An 18,816-nucleotide genomic window follows, 5' to 3' on the forward strand; every position below is an offset into this window, starting at 1 on the left:
AAACTAAATGACTATAACAGCTATTGCCCAAGGAAAGAAAACAAAGAAACAAGCCTTGTCGAACTTAATCTTTCTGAAAGACAAATCAATCATCTGCTACTAGTCTATCAACAGAAAGGAAAAGAAACCTTCAGACACGGAAACAGAGAATTGGAAGATTTTTTATTTGTGTCTTAAATCAGGTCTTGCGTGACATTTTCTGCTCTCCACATACCATTGTTGATTAACAGAACACCAGAATTAAAATTATGTGTATAAAAATCATCTCTAACTGCAGCTAAGGGTATATCCGTCAAGTCCAAATCCCACAGCTCATCTATCGATTTTCTTACAACAATATCTAAATCCAAATACAGTACACGAGACTCGCTTACATACTTTGGAATAAAATACCTAAAAAAGCCGCATATGAAAGTCCCTCAAAGGGGAGACGATAACCTTTCAGAATACTACTGTCAATCTAAACATTCACAATCTCACTATTCAAAGTCTCTAGTCTTTTTTCCATCAATTGGAACCATTCTCGCGGAAGGTCATCATTAAAAACATAAAACTTAAGATTATAATAGATGAACACAAAGAGATTTTATTGTTGTTTCAACTTTATCCATATAAGCATTATCTGCACCTAAGACAATCGCTTTTTTCTCTTCTTTCACTCTTTATCTCATTTCTTTTTATTCCCATCATATGTTTCTACGTAACCATTATTTTCGCCTATTCGTTCGTAAAACCATACCAGTGGAGATTTTAGATGAAGTCCCATTACGGTTTACAATTTTTACATTACGACACGGAGTTTTACAAATCGATTTCATTTGCCAAACGTAGTTAGTAAGGCAGTTAGCTAGACCGCTCACTACCAGTTACGACGTAAAGTTTTACGAATCGATATTATTCGTAAAACTTTACTAGTGGAGCGCCTAGAGTCTGGGACAAAAAGATTTTGATTTTATGAATTCTTTATTATAAGTTTTTAAAATCGATAGATTAGACAAAAAAGCAAACAAAACAGAATTCTGAGTGTCAGATAACTTGTTTTGTTCGCTTTTTATATTTAAGGTTAGACTTTTGTCCCAGACTCGTTAGTTACTTAGATTGTTACACAATCAAATAAATTTACTGAACTACGACACTGAGTTTTACAAATCAATTCCATTTGTAAAACTCAGTTAGTGAGGCAATTAGCTAGTTCGCCAAATAGCGACTAGCGTCCAACAATTAGGAACTTTAGTTCCAATTGTTGGTACTGAGTCACATCTTCTCTTCCAACTCTACATCTGGATACTTGTCCGCAAACCAACGGAGAGCAAAGTCATTTTCAAAGAGAAAGACTGATTGGTCGAAACGGTCTTTAGCCAAGATATTGCGGCTTGATGACATGCGTTCATCCAAGTCCTCAGGTTTAATCCAACGAACGGTCTTTTTACCCATTGGGCTCATGACCACTTCTGCATTGTACTCGCCTTCCATACGGTGCTTAAAGACTTCAAACTGAAGTTGACCAACAGCTCCCAGCATGTACTCGCCTGTTTGGTAATTCTTATAAAGCTGAATAGCTCCTTCTTGCACCAATTGCTCGATTCCCTTGTGGAAAGATTTTTGTTTCATAACGTTCTTAGCAGATACTTTCATGAAAATTTCAGGAGTAAAGGTTGGCAGCGGTTCAAACTCAAACTTGTTTTTTCCAACTGTCAAAGTGTCACCAACCTGATAAGTACCTGTATCGTAAACCCCGATGATATCACCTGCCACGGCATTGGTTACATTCTCACGACTTTCCGCCATAAACTGAGTCACATTCGACAGTTTAGCCCCCTTACCAGTACGAGGCAGGTTAACACTCATACCGCGCTCAAATTCACCAGATACGATACGGACAAAGGCAATGCGGTCACGGTGACGAGGGTCCATATTGGCTTGGATTTTAAAGACAAATCCTGAAAAATCCTTGTCGTAAGGATCCACAATTTCGCCATCTGTTTTCTTGTGTCCATGTGGTTCTGGAGCAAACTTAAGGAAAGTCTCAAGGAAGGTCTGCACACCAAAATTTGTCAAAGCCGAACCGAAGAAGACAGGTGTCAATTCTCCAGCAAGGATAGCTTCCTCTGAAAACTCATTTCCAGCTTCATTTAAAAGTTCAATATCATCTTTTACCTGCTCGTAGAAAGGATTGCTGCTAAAAAGCTTGTCCCCATCTTCTAAACTGGCAAAACGCTCATCCCCCTTATAGAGCTCCAAGCGTTGGTTATAGAGGTCATAGAGCCCTTCAAAAGCTTTCCCCATCCCGATTGGCCAGTTCATCGGATAGCTCGCAATACCCAAGACTTCTTCCAATTCTTGCAAGAGGTCCAGTGGCTCACGACCGTCACGGTCTAGCTTGTTCATAAAGGTAAAGACTGGAATACCACGGTGTTTGACAACTTCAAACAATTTCTTTGTCTGCGCCTCGATACCCTTGGCAGAGTCCACGACCATGACCGCAGCATCCACCGCCATCAAGGTACGATAGGTATCTTCTGAGAAATCCTCATGCCCTGGTGTGTCAAGGATATTCACGCGCTTGCCATCGTAGTCAAACTGCATCACAGATGAAGTAACCGAAATCCCACGTTGCTTCTCGATATCCATCCAGTCAGACTTGGCAAAAGTCCCTGTTTTCTTTCCTTTTACGGTACCAGCCTCACGAATCTCGCCCCCAAAGTAGAGCAACTGCTCAGTGATGGTTGTTTTCCCCGCGTCTGGGTGAGAGATGATGGCAAAGGTACGACGTTTCTTAATTTCTTCTTGAATATTCATAAGTTCTCTTTCTTTGATTCTCTATTTTTCTTGTTTCAATAGCTAAGAATGATTTTTACATTGGATTTTACCATTCCTTTCAACACTCCATTATATCGGATTTTAGCATTTTTTTCAATTTCTATTTCTTTTCACTTCCCCCTCCCTTATTTATAGGAAAATATGGTAAAATAGAACAGACTAAAAATCATCATTTCACGAAAGGATGCAAGATGAAAATTACGCAAGAAGAGGTAACACACGTTGCCAATCTTTCAAAATTAAAATTCTCTGAAGAAGAAACTGCTGCCTTTGCAACGACCTTGTCTAAAATTGTTGACATGGTTGAATTGCTGGGCGAAGTTGACACAACTGGTGTCGCACCTACTACGACCATGGCTGACCGCAAGACCGTACTCCGCCCTGATGTGGCTGAAGAAGGAACAGACCGTGATCGCTTGTTTAAAAACGTACCTGAAAAAGACAACTACTATATCAAGGTACCAGCTATCCTAGACGATGGAGGAGATGCCTAATGACTTTCAACAATAAAACCATTGAAGACTTGCACAATCTCCTTGTCTCTAAGGAAATTTCTGCAACAGAATTAACACAAGCTACGCTTGAAGATATCAAGTCTCGCGAGACAGCTATCAACGCTTTTGTTACCATCGCTGAAGAGCAAGCTCTTGTTCAAGCTAAAGCCATTGATGAAGCTGGAATTGACACTGATAATGTCCTTTCAGGAATTCCGCTTGCAGTAAAGGATAACATCTCTACAGACGGTATTCTCACAACCGCTGCCTCAAAAATGCTCTACAACTACGAGCCGATCTTTGATGCGACAGCTGTTGCTAATGCAAAAGCCAAGGGCATGATTGTCGTAGGAAAAACTAACATGGACGAATTTGCCATGGGTGGTTCTGGTGAGACTTCTCACTACGGAGCAACTAAAAATGCTTGGGACCACAGCAAGGTTCCTGGTGGTTCATCAAGTGGTTCAGCTGCAGCTGTAGCCTCAGGACAAGTCCGCTTGTCACTTGGTTCTGATACGGGTGGTTCCATCCGCCAACCTGCTGCCTTCAACGGGATCGTTGGTCTCAAACCAACCTACGGAACAGTTTCTCGTTTCGGTCTCATTGCCTTCGGTAGCTCATTAGACCAAATCGGACCTTTCGCACCAACTGTTAAGGAAAATGCCCTCTTGCTCAACGCTATTGCCTGCGAAGATGCCAAAGACTCTACTTCTGCCCCTGTCCGCATTGCCGACTTTACTTCAAAAATTGGTCAAGACATCAAGGGCATGAAAATTGCTTTACCTAAGGAATATCTAGGCGAAGGGATTGACCCAGAGGTTAAGGAAACCATTCTGAATGCAGCCAAACACTTTGAAAAATTGGGTGCTATCGTCGAAGAAGTCAGCCTTCCTCACTCTAAATACGGAGTTGCCGTATACTACATCATCGCTTCATCAGAAGCTTCATCAAACTTGCAACGCTTTGACGGTATCCGTTACGGCTACCGCGCAGAGGATGCGACAAATCTTGATGAAATCTATGTAAACAGCCGTAGCCAAGGTTTTGGTGAAGAGGTGAAACGTCGTATCATGCTAGGTACTTTCAGCCTTTCATCAGGTTACTACGATGCTTACTATAAGAAAGCTGGACAGGTTCGTACACTTATCATTCAAGATTTCGAAAAAGTCTTCGTGGATTATGATTTGATTTTGGGTCCAACTGCTCCAAGTGTTGCCTATGACTTGAATTCTCTCAACCATGACCCAGTTGCCATGTACTTAGCCGACCTATTGACCATACCTGTAAACTTGGCAGGACTGCCTGGAATTTCGATTCCTGCTGGATTCTCTCAAGGTCTACCTGTCGGACTCCAATTGATTGGTCCCAAGTACTCTGAGGAAACCATTTACCAAGCTGCTGCTGCTTTTGAAGCAACAACAGACTACCACAAACAACAACCCGAGATTTTTGGAGGTGACAACTAATGAACTTTGAAACAGTCATCGGACTTGAAGTCCACGTAGAGCTCAACACCAATTCAAAAATCTTCTCACCTACTTCTGCCCACTTCGGAAATGATCAAAATGCCAACACTAACGTGATTGACTGGTCTTTCCCAGGAGTTCTGCCAGTTCTCAATAAAGGGGTTGTCGATGCCGGAATCAAGGCTGCTCTTGCCCTCAACATGGACATCCACAAAAAGATGCACTTTGACCGCAAGAGCTACTTCTATCCTGATAACCCCAAAGCCTACCAAATTTCTCAATTTGATGAACCAATCGGATATAATGGCTGGATTGAAGTCGAACTAGAAGACGGTACGACCAAGAAAATCGGTATCGAACGTGCCCACCTAGAGGAAGACGCTGGTAAAAACACCCATGGTACAGATGGCTACTCTTATGTTGACCTCAACCGCCAAGGGGTTCCCTTGATTGAGATTGTATCTGAGGCAGATATGCGTTCTCCTGAAGAAGCCTATGCTTATCTGACAGCCCTCAAGGAAGTTATCCAGTACGCTGGCATTTCTGACGTTAAGATGGAGGAAGGTTCGATGCGTGTGGATGCCAACATCTCCCTTCGTCCTTATGGTCAAGAGAAATTCGGTACCAAGACTGAATTGAAGAACCTCAACTCCTTCTCAAACGTTCGTAAAGGTCTTGAATACGAAGTCCGACGCCAGGCTGAAATTCTTCGCTCAGGTGGTCAAATCCGCCAAGAAACACGCCGTTACGATGAAGCGAATAAAGCAACCATCCTCATGCGTGTCAAGGAAGGGGCTGCTGACTACCGCTACTTCCCAGAACCAGACCTACCCCTCTTTGAAATTTCTGACGAGTGGATTGAGGAAATGCGGACTGAGTTGCCAGAGTTTCCAAAAGAACGTCGTGCGCGTTATGTATCTGACCTTGGTTTATCAGACTACGATGCTAGTCAGTTGACTGCTAATAAAGTCACTTCTGACTTCTTTGAAAAAGCTGTTGCCCTAGGTGGTGATGCCAAACAAGTCTCTAACTGGCTCCAAGGGGAAGTCGCTCAGTTCTTGAATGCTGAAAGCAAGACGCTGGAACAAATCGAATTGACACCAGAAAACTTGGTTGAAATGATTGCCATCATCGAAGACGGTACTATCTCTTCTAAGATTGCCAAGAAAGTCTTTGTCCACCTGGCTAAAAATGGCGGTGGCGCGCGTGAATATGTGGAAAAAGCAGGTATGGTTCAAATCTCAGATCCAGCTGTCTTGATTCCAATTATCCACCAAGTCTTTGCGGATAACGAAGCCGCAGTTGCCGACTTCAAGTCAGGCAAACGTAACGCCGACAAGGCCTTTACAGGATTCCTTATGAAGGCAACCAAAGGCCAAGCCAACCCACAAGTTGCCCTTAAACTACTTGCACAGGAATTGGCGAAGTTGAAAGAAGATTAAAATTTGAAAGAAACCAGCCCTGGGGTTGGTTTTTTCTCCCCTACCAAATCCCAATAACTATTTTGGCTTTATTTCCAGAAGATTTTATGGTAAAATGAAGAGTAATAATATTTATTAAAGAGGTAAAAACATGATTGAAGCAAGCAAATTGAAAGCTGGTATGACATTTGAAACTGCAGACGGAAAATTGATCCGCGTTTTGGAAGCTAGCCACCACAAACCAGGTAAAGGGAACACAATCATGCGTATGAAATTGCGTGATGTCCGTACTGGTTCTACATTTGATACAAGCTACCGTCCAGAAGAAAAATTCGAACAAGCTATTATCGAAACTGTTCCAGCTCAATACTTGTACAAAATGGATGAAACTGCCTACTTCATGAACACTGAAACTTACGACCAATACGAAATACCAGTCGTAAATGTTGAAAATGAGTTGCTTTACATCCTTGAAAACTCTGATGTGAAAATCCAATTCTACGGAACTGAAGTAATCGGTGTAACTGTACCAACTACTGTTGAATTGACAGTTGCTGAAACACAACCATCTATCAAAGGTGCTACTGTTACAGGTTCTGGTAAACCAGCAACCATGGAAACTGGACTTGTTGTCAACGTTCCAGACTTCATAGAAGCTGGACAAAAATTGATCATCAACACTGCAGAAGGAACTTACGTTTCTCGTGCCTAATCTCTAGAAAGAGGTCATTCTATGGGAATTGAAGAACAATTTGGCGAAATCGTTATCGTTCCACGTGTACTTGAAAAAATCATTGCCATCGCAACTGCTAAAGTTGATGGTGTCCACTCATTTTCAAATAAATCCGTATCTGACACCCTATCAAAACTCTCTCTTGGTCGCGGCGTCTACTTAAAAGAAAACAATGAAGAGCTAACTGCTGACATCTATCTCTATCTTGAGTACGGTGTGAAAGTACCAAAAGTAGCTATTGCTATTCAAAAAGCAGTCAAAGATGCTGTCCATGATATGGCTGATGTGGAACTTTCTGCTGTCAATATCCATGTTACAGGAATTGTTCCAGACAAAACACCTAAACCAGAGTTGAAAGATCTATTTAACGAGGACTTCCTCAATGACTAGTCCATTATTAGAATCTAGACGCGAACTTCGTAAAGGCGCTTTTCAAGCTCTTATGAGCCTTGAATTCGACACAGATATGGAAACAGCTTGTCGCTTTGCCTACACACATGACCGTGAAGATGCAGATGTGCAAATCCCAGCCTTTCTTCTAAATTTGGTTTCTGGTGTTCAAGCACAAAAAGACGAGTTGGATACACAAATTAACCAGCACCTCAAGTCAGGCTGGACAGTTGAACGTTTGACTTTGGTCGAAAAAAACTTACTACGCTTGGGTATCTTTGAAATCACATCATTTGATACACCTCAGCTGGTAGCAGTCAATGAAGCTATTGAACTCGCTAAGAATTTTTCAGATCAAAAATCAGCCCGCTTTATCAACGGACTGCTCAGCCAGTTTGTAACAGAAAAAAATGAATAATCGAAAAGGTGTTTGGTCTTCCAAGCACCTTTTACTTCGTCCTTGATACAGAGTAAGAACCACATAAAAACTAGAACTAACTGCCAGTTCTAGTTTTTGCGTATTCTGAGGTATTAGTATTTTCTAAATCGTTGATAGCGTTCTTCCAGCAACTCTTCTAGCGGTTTTTGTGAAAGTCTAGCCAGCTCAGCTTGAAGTTCTTTTTTGACATTATTAATCAGTTCTTTACTAGAAAGTCCTGCTTCAGAAATCACCTTGTCCACCACGTCCATTTCTAGTAGCTCGTGTGAAGTGATTTTCATCAGTTCTGCTGCTTCCATGGCGCGAGTACCGTCCTTCCATAAAATGGAAGCAAAGCCTTCTGGACTGAGAATGGCATAGATAGAATTTTCCAGCATCCAGACACGATCCGCGACAGCTAGAGCCAGAGCTCCACCTGAACCACCTTCACCGATAATGATGGCAATAATAGGAACTTTCAAATCACTCATTTCCATGAGATTGCGAGCAATAGCTTCTCCCTGTCCACGTTCTTCCGCTCCGACACCAGGATAAGCACCTGCTGTATTGATAAAGGTCACAACTGGACGGCCAAATTTCTCAGCCTGTTTCATCAACCGCAGTGCCTTTCGGTAGCCTTCTGGATGTGGTTGGCCAAAATTCCGTTTGAGGTTGTCTTGCAAACTCTTGCCTTTTTGGATACCAACCACTGTTACAGCTTGGTCTCCAAGCCAACCAATACCACCAACAACTGCACCATCATCACGAAAAGAACGGTCACCATGTAATTGGATAAATTCATCAAAAATGCCTGTCGCAAAGTCCAAGGTTGTCAAGCGACTCTGCTCACGCGCTTCTCTGACTATTTTTGCAATATTCATCTAGGACTCCCTCCATGCAATCTGACTAGGCTAGCAATCATATCTGGTAAGTCTCTTCTTTTGACAATAGCATCCACAAAGCCATGTTCTAATAGGAATTCTGCCTTTTGGAAATCCTCAGGCAAGCTTTCACGAACCGTATTTTCAATCACACGACGCCCAGCAAAACCAACCAAGCTCTGTGGTTCAGCCAGAATGATATCGCCTTCCATAGCGAAAGAAGCTGTCACACCACCAGTCGTTGGATCTGTCAAAATGGTCAGGTAAAAGAGACCAGCATTTGAATGGCGTTTAACCGCCGCAGAGATCTTAGCCATCTGCATGAGACTCATGATTCCTTCCTGCATACGGGCTCCACCAGAGGCTGTGAATAGGACAACTGGCAATTTTTCGACAGTCGCATACTCAAACAAACGAGTGATTTTTTCACCTACAACCGTACCCATAGAAGCCATGATAAAGTTAGAATCCATAATCCCAAGAGCCACAGTCTGACCTTTTATAAGAGCTGTTCCTGTCACAACGGCTTCATCCAGACCTGTTTTTTCACGCATAGTTGCTAGTTTCTTTTGATAACCAGGGAAATGCAAGGGATCCTTGCTTTCAATCCCTGTAAACAATTCCTTGAAGGTTCCCATATCAATCATCAAAGCCAAGCGTTCTTGGGCAGAAATACGAAAGGTATAGCTACAGTGCGGACAGATACGCTCACTTCCCAGATCCTTCTGATAAATGGTATGCTTACAGCCTGGACACTGGGAAAATAATTCATCTGGAACCTCTGGCTTAGCTTGAGGTTTTTCCCTAACCGAACGATTGGGATTGATTCGAATATACTTATCTTTTTTACTAAATAGAGCCATTGATTCCCCTTTTCGGTTTAAACTCTTAAAGTCATTTTATTCTTTTTCTTGATATTTAGGTAAGAAGGTTTCCATCAAGAAGGAAGTATCATAATCCCCAGCAATGACATTGCGATCTGAAATGAGGTCAAGCTGGAAATCTGCATTGGTCTGCACTCCTTCAATTTCTAATTCATAGAGGGCACGTTGCATTTTCATCAAGGCGTCAAAACGATTTTCGCCGTGTACTATGATTTTGGCAATCATACTATCATAATAAGGCGGAATGGTATAACCTGGATAAACTGCTGAATCCACGCGCAAGCCAACTCCACCACTTGGCAGATAGAGATTAGTAATCTTACCTGGACTTGGAGCAAAGTTAAAGGCTGGGTTTTCTGCATTGATACGACACTCGATGGCATGACCGCGTAGGACAATATCTTCTTGCTTAACAGACAAAGGCTGACCTGCCGCAATGCAAATCTGTTCCTTAACGATATCAACACCTGAAACAAACTCTGTTACTGGATGTTCTACCTGAACACGAGTATTCATCTCCATGAAATAGAAATTGCTACTTGCTTCATCAAGAAGAAATTCAATGGTTCCTGCATTCTCATAGCCAACAAACTCTGCCGCTCGAACAGCAGCAGCACCTATTTCATGACGCAGCGTTTTTCCGATTGCAATCGAGGGACTTTCTTCCAAAACCTTTTGGTTATTCCTTTGAAGAGAACAATCCCGTTCACCCAAGTGAATCACATGTCCATGCTCATCACCTAGGATTTGAACCTCAATGTGCCGAGCTGGATAGATAACCCGTTCTATGTACATGGCACCATTGCCATAATTGGCCTTGGCCTCACTAGAGGCAGTTTCAAAGGCAGAAACGAGGTCATCTGGTTTTTCAACCTTACGAATCCCTTTACCACCTCCACCTGCTGAAGCCTTGAGCATAACAGGATAGCCAATTTTTTCAGCAACAATTAAAGCTTCTTCAGAGTTATGCACTTCTCCATCTGAACCTGGTATAACAGGCACACCTGCTTTAATCATCTGAGCACGCGCATTGATCTTATCCCCCATCATATCCATAACATGACCAGATGGACCGATAAACTTGATACCTACTTCTTCACACATGGTCGCAAATTTGGAATTTTCACTGAGAAATCCAAAACCAGGGTGAATAGCTTCTGCCTCAGTCAAGACTGCAGCTGATAGAACTGCATTAATATTGAGATAAGACTCTGTTGCCTTGCCAGGACCAATACAAACTGCTTCATCTGCCAAAAGCGTATGAAGAGCTTCCTTATCAGCAGTTGAATAAACCGCTACCGTCGCAATCCCCAATTCACGTGCCGCACGGATAATACGAACCGCAATTTCACCACGATTGGCAATTAAAATTTTTCGAAACATGGAGAACCTCCTTAGTTCCCAATTGCAAAAGTAAGGGTACCACTGGCTGCAAGCTTGCCATCCACTTCAGCCTTTGCTTCAACCACAGCTATGGTGCCACGACGTTTTACAAAAGTCGCTGTCATAACCAATTGGTCGCCTGGTACAACTTGCTTCTTGAACTTAACCTTGTCCATACCAGCGTAAAAGACCAGTTTTCCTTTATTTTCAGGTTTTGATAACTCCAACACACCAGCAGTTTGCGCCAAGGCTTCCATAATCAGGACACCTGGCATAACTGGGTATTGAGGAAAATGACCGTTAAAGAAAGGCTCGTTGATGGTCACATTTTTGATAGCAACAATGGTATCCTCGCTCACTTCCAAGACACGGTCCACTAGAAGCATAGGATAACGGTGGGGAAGGGCTTCTTTGATTCCTTGAATATCGATCATTTGATACGTACCAATCCTTTACCAAACTCAACCATTTCTTCGTTAGAGACGAGAATTTCCGTTACCACACCATCCTTAGGAGCTGGGATTTCATTCATGACTTTCATGGCTTCGATAATTACCAATGTTTGACCTTTTTTGACACTATCACCAACTGTAACGAAGGCAGGTTTATCTGGTCCAGCAGCCAAGTAAACCACTCCAACAAGTGGACTCTCTACAAGATTTCCCTCAGTAGCCACACTTGCTTCAGCTGGAGCTGGAACTTCTTCTGCTACAGTCTCTGCTGGAGCAGATGTAGGAGCTACTGGACTCGGTGTTGCTAGAACGGGTGCTGGAGCGACTTGAGTTGCAACTTCAGGCACAGGTCTTGCTTCATTCTTGCTAAACTGCAACTCATCCGTCCCATTTTTATAAGAAAATTCTCTCAAACTTGACTGGTCAAATTGAGTCATCAAGTCTTTAATATCGTTTAAATTCATACTTATCTATTCTCCCAACGTTTGAAAGCAAGAACTGCATTGTGGCCTCCAAAACCAAAAGTATTTGAAATAGCGTATGGAATTTCTTTCTCCAAGCCTTGTCCATAAACGACATTAGCTTCGATATAATCTGATACTTCACTTGTCCCAGCTGTCATTGGTACAAAGTTATGACGCATAGCTTCGATGGTGACGATAGCTTCTACTGCACCCGCAGCCCCCAGCAAATGTCCTGTAAAAGACTTGGTTGATGATACAGGTACTTCCTTACCAAGAACAGCTACGATAGCACCACTTTCTCCTTTTTCATTGGCAGGAGTTGACGTTCCGTGAGCATTGACATAGGCTACTTGCTCTGGAGAAATCTCAGCTTCTTCCAAGGCTAGTTTGATGGCCTTGATAGCTCCCTGACCTTCTGGATGTGGAGAAGTCATGTGGTAGGCATCACAAGTATTTCCGTAACCAACCACTTCAGCCAGGATAGTAGCTCCACGTTTTTCAGCGTGTTCAAGACTTTCTAGAACCAACATCCCTGAACCTTCACCCATAACAAACCCATTGCGATCCTTATCAAATGGGATCGAAGCACGAGTTGGATCCTCTGTAGTAGAGAGAGCTGTTAAGGCTTGGAAACCAGCGATGGCAAAAGGTGTGATAGAAGCTTCTGTTCCTCCCACCAACATCACATCTTGGAAACCAAACTTAATGGAGCGGAAGGCATCCCCAATCGCATCATTTGATGAAGAGCAGGCAGTATTGATAGATTTACAAACACCGTTTGCACCAAAACGCATGGCTACATTCCCAGAAGCCATATTTGGTAAAGCTTTTGGAAGAGTCATTGGTTTGACACGTTTGGGCCCTTTTTCATGAAGGCGAAGTACCTGATCTTCAATTTCCTTGATTCCACCAATACCAGATGCAACGATAACACCAAAACGATCCCTATTAAGAGCCTCTACATCAAGATTGGCATGATTTACAGCCTCTTGGGCTGCATACAAGGCATATAAAGAATAGTTATCAAAACGGTTGGTATCTTTTTTTACAAAGTATTTATCGAACGGAAAATCTTGGATTTCTGCCGCATTATGAACATCAAAGTCACTATGATCAAATTTTGTAATGCCACCAATGCCGATTTTCCCAGTTGCTAAACTATTCCAAAATTCTTCTGGTGTATTTCCGATTGGAGATGTTACTCCATAACCTGTTACCACTACTCGATTTAGTTTCATTCTTTTCACCTCTAGCTTTCGCTACATACTTAAGCCACCATCAATGGCAACCACTTGACCAGTTAGATAATCTTGGCCTGCTAAAAATACTGTCAAATCTGCAACCTGCTCTGCCTGCCCAAATTCTTTCATCGGAATCTGAGCTAGTGTAGCTTCCTTAATCTTATCTGATAAGATAGCTGTCATATCAGACTCAATCATTCCTGGAGCAATCACATTGACTCGTATATTCCGACTAGCGACCTCGCGTGCCACAGACTTGGTAAAGCCAATCAAGCCAGCCTTAGAAGCAGCATAGTTAGCTTGACCAATATTCCCCATCAAACCAACAACACTAGACATATTAATGATAGCACCTTCTCTGGCTTTCATCATCGGTTTCAAGACTGATTGTGTCATATTAAAGGCACCAGTCAGATTGACCTTGAGCACTTTTTCAAAATCTGCTTCTGTCATCTTAAGCATAAGAGTATCTTGGGTGATCCCTGCATTGTTGACCAAAACATCTACTGAACCCAGTTCTGCAATAGCTTGATCAATCATACGCTTAGCGTCTGCAAAATCTGATACATCTCCTGAAATGGGAACCACCTTGATACCATAGTTTGAAAACTCAGCAAGCAATTCTTCTGAGATTGCCCCACGACTGTTTAAGACAATGTTGGCTCCTACTTGAGCAAACTTGTGGGCGATGGCAAGACCAATTCCACGACTCGAACCTGTAATAAAGATATTTTTATGTTCTAGTTTCATTTTTTTCCTTTCAAAACTTCTACTTATTTTAGCCTATTTCTCTAAAAGTGCTACTAAACTCGCTTGATCTTCCACATGAGCTAAGTGAGCAGTTTGATCAATTTTTTTTACAAAACCTGACAAGACTTTCCCCGGTCCAATCTCGATAAAGTTGCTTATGCCTGCTTCTTGCATGACCCCAATACTTTCATAGAAACGAACGGGTTCCTTGACCTGACGCGTCAAGAGCTGAGCAATGTCCTCTTTTTGCATCACAGCAGCTTCTGTATTGCCGACTAGGGGACAAGTAAAATCTGAAAAACTTACCTGAGCTAGAGTTTCAGCTAGTTTCTGGCTAGCAGGTTCAAGGAGAGCGGTGTGAAAGGGACCTGACACCTTGAGAGGAATCAAGCGTTTGGCACCTGCTTCTTGCAAAAGTTCAACCGCTCGATCAACTGCAACCACTTCTCCAGCAATGACGATTTGTGCAGGTGTGTTATAGTTGGCTGGAGTAACCACTCCAAGTTCAGAAGCTTTTTGACAGGCTTCTTCAATGACCTCTACTGGCGTATTGAGAACTGCTACCATCTTGCCAGAGTCAGCAGGAGCCGCTTCTTCCATATAGGCTCCACGCTTAGCTACCAAGGCAACCGCATCTTCAAAATCCAAGGCGCCGCTTGCCACCAAGGCAGAGTATTCTCCAAGAGATAAACCAGCAACCATATCAGGCTGATAGCCCTTTTCTTGCAATAAACGGTAGATAGCAACCGAAGTCGCTAGAATGGCTGGTTGCGTATAGCGGGTCTGATTGAGTTTGTCTTCTTCCCTATCGATGAGATAACGCAAATCATAACCGAGCACCTGACTCGCTCGATCAATCGTTTCTTTGACAATAGGGTAGTGATCATAGAGATCCCGTCCCACCCCTAGATACTGGGCACCTTGACCAGCAAATAAAAAGGCTGTTTTAGTCATTTCTTACAACTCCTGCCCAGCGAGAGGCTTCTTCTTGAATTTTCTTAGCTGCTCCGTAATACAAATCTTTTAGGATTTCTTCAGCTGTTTCTTCTTTAGAAACAAGCCCTGCGATTTGACCTGCCATGACAGAGCCACCATCCACATCACCGTGAACAACTGCTTTGGCTAGGGCGCCTGCTCCCATTTGTTCAAAGATTTCTAAATCAGGATCTTCCTGCTTAAAGGCATCTTTTTCAGCCAGTTCAAAATCTCTAGTCAACTGATTTTTAATAGCACGAACAGCATGACCAAAGTGCTGAGCTGAAATCGTAGTATCAATATCCCTTGCTTTTAAAATTTTCTCCTTGTAGTTTGGATGGGCATTCGACTCTTTTGCAACTACAAACCGTGTCCCCACCTGTACAGCCTCTGCGCCTAGCATAAAGCCAGCCGCAGCACCTTCACCATCCGCAATTCCTCCTGCAGCAATAACAGGAATAGATACAGCTGTGGCTACCTGTCGCACCAAGGTCATGGTTGTTAATTTACCGATATGCCCCCCAGCTTCCATTCCTTCTGCAATAACAGCGTCTGCACCGATTTTTTCCATGCGTTTAGCTAAAGCAACACTAGGAACGACAGGAATAACGATTATCCCAGCTTCATGGAAACGTTCCATGTATTTACCAGGATTTCCTGCACCTGTTGTCACTACCTTAACACCTTCCTCGATAACGAGATCTACAATATCTTCCACAAAGGGAGACAAGAGCATGATGTTGACACCAAAGGGTTTATCCGTCAATGATTTGATCTTATCAATATTTGCCTTGACAACTTCTTTCGGGGCATTTCCCCCACCGATAATCCCTAGTCCTCCAGCTTTAGAAACAGCCCCTGCCAAATCACCATCAGCAACCCAAGCCATTCCTCCTTGAAAGATAGGATAATCAATGTTCAATAATTCTGTAATACGCGTTTTCATAGTGCCTCCATCGTTTCTTGCTTACGTAATAGTTCGATACTGTCATAATTTGACAATCAAACTATTGCCTAAACAAGAGGGAGCGGGTTTCCCTACTCCTTCTATCTATATTCTGCTTATACTCTTCGAAAATCAAATTCAAACCACGTCAGCGTCACCTTGCCGTACTCAAGTACAGCCTGCGGCTAGCTTCCTAGTTTGCTCTTTGATTTTCATTGAGTATTATTTTGTTTGCTCTTCAACGTAGGCAACCAAGTCACCAACTGTTTTCAAGTCATCTTCTGCTTCGATTTGGATATCAAAAGCATCTTCGATTTCTGAAATTACTTGGAACAAGTCCAATGAATCAGCGTCCAAATCATCAAAAGTTGATTCAAGTGTTACTTCTGATGCATCTTTTCCAAGTTCTTCAACGATAATTTCTTGTACTTTTTCAAATACTGCCATGATAGGACTCCTTTAAAATAAATAGTTTTTTATAACAATGTGTTCACCACATGATTACCTAAATTGTAAGAATGAGCGTGCCCCAGGTCAAGCCTCCACCGAAGCCTGATAGAAGAACAGTCTGGCTACCATCTAAAGGGATGAGACCTTGTTCTACACACTCTGAAAGTAAAATCGGGATACTGGCTGCACTGGTATTGCCATATTCCATCATATTGGCTGGAAGTTTGTCTCGGTCAACACCAATTTTTCTAGCCATCTTATCCAAAATACGGATATTAGCCTGATGCAATAGCAGATAATCCAAGTCTGTCGCCTCTATAGGAGATTCTTCAATAGTCTGCTTGATAGACTTGGCTACATCTCGAATGGCAAAATCAAAGACTGCGCGTCCATCCATCTTCAAAAATGAATCTGCACTTTCTTGATCTGAAAATGGAGAATGCAAACCTGAATGCCCATAAGTTAAACACTCACTGCGACTTCCATCGCTATTGAGACTCTCAGCTAAGAAATTCTCTTGCTCGCTAGCTTCTAACAAGACACCACCAGCACCATCTCCAAACAACACAGCTGTTGATCGATCCGACCAATCGACTGCCTTAGAGAGGGTTTCACTACCAATCACCAAGCCTTTTTGAAAGCGACCAGAAGCGATAAACTTTTCAGCAGTTGAAAGAGCAAATACAAATCCACTGCAAGCCGCGGTTAAGTCAAAAGCAAAGGCTTTATTAGCACCAATATTAGCTTGAACACGAGCAGCTGTAGAGGGCATCATCGAATCTGGAGTAATGGTAGCTAGGATGATAAAATCCAGTTCCTCTCCTATTATTCCAGCTTTTGCCATCAGTTTCTTAGCAACTTCCGTAGCCAAATCACTGGTAGATTCTGTTCTTGAAATATGCCTTTGTCGTATTCCCGTTCGACTTGAAATCCACTCATCATTGGTATCCATAATCTGAGCCAAGTCGTGATTTGTAACCACTTGCTCTGGCACATAATGAGCAACCTGGCTTATTTTTGCAAAAGCCATTATTTCAAATCCTCCAAAAATTGGTAAAGATTAGTCAAACCTTTGCTCATAACATCAATTTCTTCCTCGCTCATGCCATCAATAATTTTTTCTACCATGGCCTTGTGGAAGCGTTTATGCAGTCTATGGATCAAGCGCCCCTTCTTTGTCAAATGCAGATGCACCACACGACGATCCTGTTCTGACCGAACTCGCTCAATGTAGCCCTTACGCTCTAAATTGTTCAAACTTGTCGTAACAGTTCCAAGAGTTACCATCAACTCTTTTGACACTTGACTTGGAGTCACATCTGGAGCCTTACCGATGACATCAATCGTATGCATTTCTTTGATGGAGATATCCTTAAAACGACTACCTCTCAAGTTCACTTCCTCAATTACAAGGACATTGTTAAATATAGATGTTAAATATTCATTGATTCGTTGGTAGTCCATTTTTCATATCCCTCCTTCTTCAAAAAACTTTTACAATCAAAACATTTGACAGAAAGAATTATATCAAAATTCAAAGAATGATGCAAGTATTTTTTATTTTCCTGTAAATTTAGGTCTTCTTCTCTCCGAATGAGCTCGCACTCCTTCTTTGAAATCCTCTGTTTGAGCTAAGGATTTCTGTAGGTTCAGTTCTAAAGTAGCGTAACCCTGCCAGTCTTTAAACTGGCTCTCCCAAACCAACTTCTTAATGGCAGCATAGGAATTACTTGAAGCACGTCTTAATTTTTTAAGAAGCTGTTCTCTCGTCTTTTCAAGTTTTTCAGCTTCAGAAACGCGGTAAACCAACCCCCATTCTAGGGCTTTTTCTGCCGTTAAAGCCTCTCCTGTCATAGCTAATTGAGCAGCACGCGTCACACCGATACTGCGGCTCAAGAGATGAATTCCCCCTGCATCTGGAGCCAAACCAACACCAACAAAGGCTTGGATAAACTTAGCCTTATCCGTCGCCAAACAGAAATCTGCCGCAACAGCCATATTCGCTGCGGCACCTGCAACAGCACCGTCAACTTCCATTAAAACAGGTTTGGCTATTTGCTTGATTTTATAAGAAATCGTATTGACCAACTCTGCGATTTTTGTCAATGATGGAATATCATCCTCATCCACTGCCCGCTTCATCTCTACCAAATCTCCCCCAACTGAGAAGACCTTTCCATTGGCATTGATTAAGATAAAATGCACAGCTGGATTTTCTTCTGCCAGAGTCAAGGCTTCTAAGATCTCCTCACACATGGGAATATGGAAACCATTAGCGACATCAGGACGGTTTAAAGTAATAATTGCCAAATCCTCTTCAAGCTGATAAATAATATGTTCCATCAGGGCTCCTTTTTATTTTATAAGCAGTTTATACTCTTCGAAAATCTCTTCAAACCGCGTCAGCTTCCATCTGCATCCTCAAAACAGTATTTTGAGCTGACTTCGTCAGTTCTATCCACAACCTCAAAGCAGTGCTTTGAGCTGACTACGGCTAGCTTCCTAGTTTGCTCTTTGATTTTCATTGAGTATTGAATTATTTTATTTGCAAAGTATATCTTTTTCAGGAGCAGAAAGCAAGAAAAAATTGACTGAAAGTGTCTCAGCCGATTGGAAAGGCTCGCTTTATCCTATAAAGCATCTTATTT

23 protein-coding genes and 1 pseudogene are annotated in these 18,816 nt (G+C 42.3%); 7 read left to right on the forward strand and 17 right to left on the reverse strand.

The features are described from left to right. Positions 1-7 precede the first annotated feature (7 nt). Positions 8-147 (forward strand): annotated as a pseudogene (locus tag HT709_RS09780) (ISNCY family transposase); the annotation flags it as partial. Between the two features lie 26 nt (positions 148-173). Here HT709_RS09780 and HT709_RS12245 read toward each other — a convergent pair. From HT709_RS12245 to HT709_RS09795, 3 genes are all read right to left on the reverse strand, one after another. After that, entirely contained in the window at positions 174-410 is a 237-nt protein-coding gene (locus HT709_RS12245; protein WP_255209663.1) for a glycosyltransferase, read from the reverse strand. Between the two features lie 150 nt (positions 411-560). After that, on the reverse strand, positions 561-659 hold the full coding sequence (locus HT709_RS12250; RefSeq protein WP_001810144.1) for a hypothetical protein: 99 nt from the start codon (positions 657-659) through the stop codon (positions 561-563). A 595-nt stretch (positions 660-1,254) separates the two neighbouring features. Further along, positions 1,255-2,799, reverse strand: a complete 1,545-nt coding sequence (locus HT709_RS09795) for a peptide chain release factor 3 (protein WP_001025442.1) — start codon at positions 2,797-2,799, stop codon at positions 1,255-1,257. A 212-nt stretch (positions 2,800-3,011) separates the two neighbouring features. Here HT709_RS09795 and gatC point away from each other — a divergent pair, with 212 nt between their 5' ends. The 6 genes from gatC to nusB all read left to right on the forward strand — a co-directional run bounded on the left by gatC (position 3,012) and on the right by nusB (position 7,742). After that, on the forward strand, positions 3,012-3,314 hold the full coding sequence (gene gatC, locus HT709_RS09800; protein WP_000705411.1) for an Asp-tRNA(Asn)/Glu-tRNA(Gln) amidotransferase subunit GatC: 303 nt from the start codon (positions 3,012-3,014) through the stop codon (positions 3,312-3,314). Next, complete coding sequence (gene gatA / locus HT709_RS09805; protein WP_000143716.1) at positions 3,314-4,780, forward strand: Asp-tRNA(Asn)/Glu-tRNA(Gln) amidotransferase subunit GatA; 1,467 nt, start codon at positions 3,314-3,316, stop codon at positions 4,778-4,780. The genes gatC and gatA overlap by 1 nt, the downstream gene beginning before the upstream one ends. Next, positions 4,780-6,222: an Asp-tRNA(Asn)/Glu-tRNA(Gln) amidotransferase subunit GatB gene (gatB, locus tag HT709_RS09810; protein WP_001008686.1), complete on the forward strand. Its 1,443-nt coding sequence runs from the start codon at positions 4,780-4,782 to the stop codon at positions 6,220-6,222. The genes gatA and gatB overlap by 1 nt, the downstream gene beginning before the upstream one ends. A 130-nt stretch (positions 6,223-6,352) precedes the next feature. Further along, positions 6,353-6,913, forward strand: a complete 561-nt coding sequence (gene efp / locus HT709_RS09815; RefSeq protein WP_000568643.1) for an elongation factor P — start codon at positions 6,353-6,355, stop codon at positions 6,911-6,913. A gap of 21 nt (positions 6,914-6,934) precedes the next feature. Further along, positions 6,935-7,324: an Asp23/Gls24 family envelope stress response protein gene (locus HT709_RS09820; RefSeq protein ID WP_172925727.1), complete on the forward strand. Its 390-nt coding sequence runs from the start codon at positions 6,935-6,937 to the stop codon at positions 7,322-7,324. Further along, a complete protein-coding gene (gene nusB / locus HT709_RS09825) occupies positions 7,317-7,742 on the forward strand; it encodes a transcription antitermination factor NusB (RefSeq protein ID WP_000203649.1) in 426 nt (141 codons plus the stop codon). Before HT709_RS09820 ends, nusB begins: the two co-directional genes overlap by 8 nt. A 113-nt stretch (positions 7,743-7,855) precedes the next feature. Here the strand turns inward: nusB and HT709_RS09830 are convergent, their stop codons facing one another. The 14 genes from HT709_RS09830 to HT709_RS12095 all read right to left on the reverse strand — a co-directional run bounded on the left by HT709_RS09830 (position 7,856) and on the right by HT709_RS12095 (position 18,693). Beyond that, entirely contained in the window at positions 7,856-8,623 is a 768-nt protein-coding gene (locus HT709_RS09830) for an acetyl-CoA carboxylase carboxyl transferase subunit alpha (protein ID WP_172925728.1), read from the reverse strand. After that, the gene (accD, locus tag HT709_RS09835; RefSeq protein WP_023933131.1) at positions 8,620-9,486 is read right to left on the reverse strand and encodes an acetyl-CoA carboxylase, carboxyltransferase subunit beta; all 867 of its coding nucleotides are present in this window, start codon (positions 9,484-9,486) and stop codon (positions 8,620-8,622) included. Before accD ends, HT709_RS09830 begins: the two co-directional genes overlap by 4 nt. A 36-nt stretch (positions 9,487-9,522) precedes the next feature. Next, positions 9,523-10,890 (reverse strand): acetyl-CoA carboxylase biotin carboxylase subunit, encoded by a 1,368-nt coding sequence (gene accC, locus HT709_RS09840; RefSeq protein ID WP_000488675.1) that lies wholly within the window; start codon positions 10,888-10,890, stop codon positions 9,523-9,525. Positions 10,891-10,901: 11 nt separating this feature from the next. Then, a complete protein-coding gene (fabZ, locus tag HT709_RS09845; protein WP_000565515.1) occupies positions 10,902-11,324 on the reverse strand; it encodes a 3-hydroxyacyl-ACP dehydratase FabZ in 423 nt (140 codons plus the stop codon). Further along, entirely contained in the window at positions 11,321-11,806 is a 486-nt protein-coding gene (gene accB / locus HT709_RS09850) for an acetyl-CoA carboxylase biotin carboxyl carrier protein (RefSeq protein ID WP_001052244.1), read from the reverse strand. The genes fabZ and accB overlap by 4 nt, the downstream gene beginning before the upstream one ends. A 2-nt stretch (positions 11,807-11,808) precedes the next feature. Then, a complete protein-coding gene (fabF, locus tag HT709_RS09855) occupies positions 11,809-13,044 on the reverse strand; it encodes a beta-ketoacyl-ACP synthase II (RefSeq protein WP_000774063.1) in 1,236 nt (411 codons plus the stop codon). Between the two features lie 21 nt (positions 13,045-13,065). Then, positions 13,066-13,797, reverse strand: coding sequence for a 3-oxoacyl-[acyl-carrier-protein] reductase (fabG, locus tag HT709_RS09860; protein ID WP_050200973.1), 732 nt, complete (start codon positions 13,795-13,797; stop codon positions 13,066-13,068). A 33-nt stretch (positions 13,798-13,830) separates the two neighbouring features. Next, the gene (gene fabD / locus HT709_RS09865; protein WP_023933124.1) at positions 13,831-14,751 is read right to left on the reverse strand and encodes an ACP S-malonyltransferase; all 921 of its coding nucleotides are present in this window, start codon (positions 14,749-14,751) and stop codon (positions 13,831-13,833) included. Continuing rightward, positions 14,744-15,718: an enoyl-[acyl-carrier-protein] reductase FabK gene (gene fabK / locus HT709_RS09870; protein WP_023936336.1), complete on the reverse strand. Its 975-nt coding sequence runs from the start codon at positions 15,716-15,718 to the stop codon at positions 14,744-14,746. Before fabK ends, fabD begins: the two co-directional genes overlap by 8 nt. A gap of 222 nt (positions 15,719-15,940) precedes the next feature. Beyond that, positions 15,941-16,165 (reverse strand): acyl carrier protein, encoded by a 225-nt coding sequence (locus HT709_RS09875; protein ID WP_000257838.1) that lies wholly within the window; start codon positions 16,163-16,165, stop codon positions 15,941-15,943. Between the two features lie 58 nt (positions 16,166-16,223). Then, complete coding sequence (locus HT709_RS09880) at positions 16,224-17,198, reverse strand: beta-ketoacyl-ACP synthase III (protein ID WP_000852944.1); 975 nt, start codon at positions 17,196-17,198, stop codon at positions 16,224-16,226. After that, a complete protein-coding gene (locus HT709_RS09885) occupies positions 17,198-17,632 on the reverse strand; it encodes a MarR family transcriptional regulator (protein WP_000386348.1) in 435 nt (144 codons plus the stop codon). The genes HT709_RS09880 and HT709_RS09885 overlap by 1 nt, the downstream gene beginning before the upstream one ends. Positions 17,633-17,725: 93 nt before the next feature. Then, positions 17,726-18,511, reverse strand: a complete 786-nt coding sequence (locus HT709_RS09890) for an enoyl-CoA hydratase (RefSeq protein ID WP_000400065.1) — start codon at positions 18,509-18,511, stop codon at positions 17,726-17,728. A gap of 59 nt (positions 18,512-18,570) precedes the next feature. Next, positions 18,571-18,693: a hypothetical protein gene (locus HT709_RS12095; RefSeq protein WP_264175810.1), complete on the reverse strand. Its 123-nt coding sequence runs from the start codon at positions 18,691-18,693 to the stop codon at positions 18,571-18,573. Positions 18,694-18,816 lie beyond the last annotated feature (123 nt).

The sequence above is a fragment of the Streptococcus sp. 1343 genome (genome assembly GCF_013277355.1).
Lineage (GTDB): Bacteria > Bacillota > Bacilli > Lactobacillales > Streptococcaceae > Streptococcus > Streptococcus pseudopneumoniae.

What these genes read in the sequence shown, in the direction of transcription:
- HT709_RS09795 (WP_001025442.1), bottom strand. Translation starts at nt 2,799, where the DNA reads ATGAATATTCAAGAAGAAATTAAGAAACGTCGTACCTTTGCCATCATC.
- gatC (WP_000705411.1), top strand. Translation starts at nt 3,012, where the DNA reads ATGAAAATTACGCAAGAAGAGGTAACACACGTTGCCAATCTTTCAAAA.
- gatA (WP_000143716.1), top strand. Translation starts at nt 3,314, where the DNA reads ATGACTTTCAACAATAAAACCATTGAAGACTTGCACAATCTCCTTGTC.
- gatB (WP_001008686.1), top strand. Translation starts at nt 4,780, where the DNA reads ATGAACTTTGAAACAGTCATCGGACTTGAAGTCCACGTAGAGCTCAAC.
- efp (WP_000568643.1), top strand. Translation starts at nt 6,353, where the DNA reads ATGATTGAAGCAAGCAAATTGAAAGCTGGTATGACATTTGAAACTGCA.
- HT709_RS09820 (WP_172925727.1), top strand. Translation starts at nt 6,935, where the DNA reads ATGGGAATTGAAGAACAATTTGGCGAAATCGTTATCGTTCCACGTGTA.
- nusB (WP_000203649.1), top strand. Translation starts at nt 7,317, where the DNA reads ATGACTAGTCCATTATTAGAATCTAGACGCGAACTTCGTAAAGGCGCT.
- HT709_RS09830 (WP_172925728.1), bottom strand. Translation starts at nt 8,623, where the DNA reads ATGAATATTGCAAAAATAGTCAGAGAAGCGCGTGAGCAGAGTCGCTTG.
- accD (WP_023933131.1), bottom strand. Translation starts at nt 9,486, where the DNA reads ATGGCTCTATTTAGTAAAAAAGATAAGTATATTCGAATCAATCCCAAT.
- accC (WP_000488675.1), bottom strand. Translation starts at nt 10,890, where the DNA reads ATGTTTCGAAAAATTTTAATTGCCAATCGTGGTGAAATTGCGGTTCGT.
- fabZ (WP_000565515.1), bottom strand. Translation starts at nt 11,324, where the DNA reads ATGATCGATATTCAAGGAATCAAAGAAGCCCTTCCCCACCGTTATCCT.
- accB (WP_001052244.1), bottom strand. Translation starts at nt 11,806, where the DNA reads ATGAATTTAAACGATATTAAAGACTTGATGACTCAATTTGACCAGTCA.
- fabF (WP_000774063.1), bottom strand. Translation starts at nt 13,044, where the DNA reads ATGAAACTAAATCGAGTAGTGGTAACAGGTTATGGAGTAACATCTCCA.
- fabG (WP_050200973.1), bottom strand. Translation starts at nt 13,797, where the DNA reads ATGAAACTAGAACATAAAAATATCTTTATTACAGGTTCGAGTCGTGGA.
- fabD (WP_023933124.1), bottom strand. Translation starts at nt 14,751, where the DNA reads ATGACTAAAACAGCCTTTTTATTTGCTGGTCAAGGTGCCCAGTATCTA.
- fabK (WP_023936336.1), bottom strand. Translation starts at nt 15,718, where the DNA reads ATGAAAACGCGTATTACAGAATTATTGAACATTGATTATCCTATCTTT.
- HT709_RS09875 (WP_000257838.1), bottom strand. Translation starts at nt 16,165, where the DNA reads ATGGCAGTATTTGAAAAAGTACAAGAAATTATCGTTGAAGAACTTGGA.
- HT709_RS09880 (WP_000852944.1), bottom strand. Translation starts at nt 17,198, where the DNA reads ATGGCTTTTGCAAAAATAAGCCAGGTTGCTCATTATGTGCCAGAGCAA.
- HT709_RS09885 (WP_000386348.1), bottom strand. Translation starts at nt 17,632, where the DNA reads ATGGACTACCAACGAATCAATGAATATTTAACATCTATATTTAACAAT.
- HT709_RS09890 (WP_000400065.1), bottom strand. Translation starts at nt 18,511, where the DNA reads ATGGAACATATTATTTATCAGCTTGAAGAGGATTTGGCAATTATTACT.
- HT709_RS12095 (WP_264175810.1), bottom strand. Translation starts at nt 18,693, where the DNA reads ATGAAAATCAAAGAGCAAACTAGGAAGCTAGCCGTAGTCAGCTCAAAG.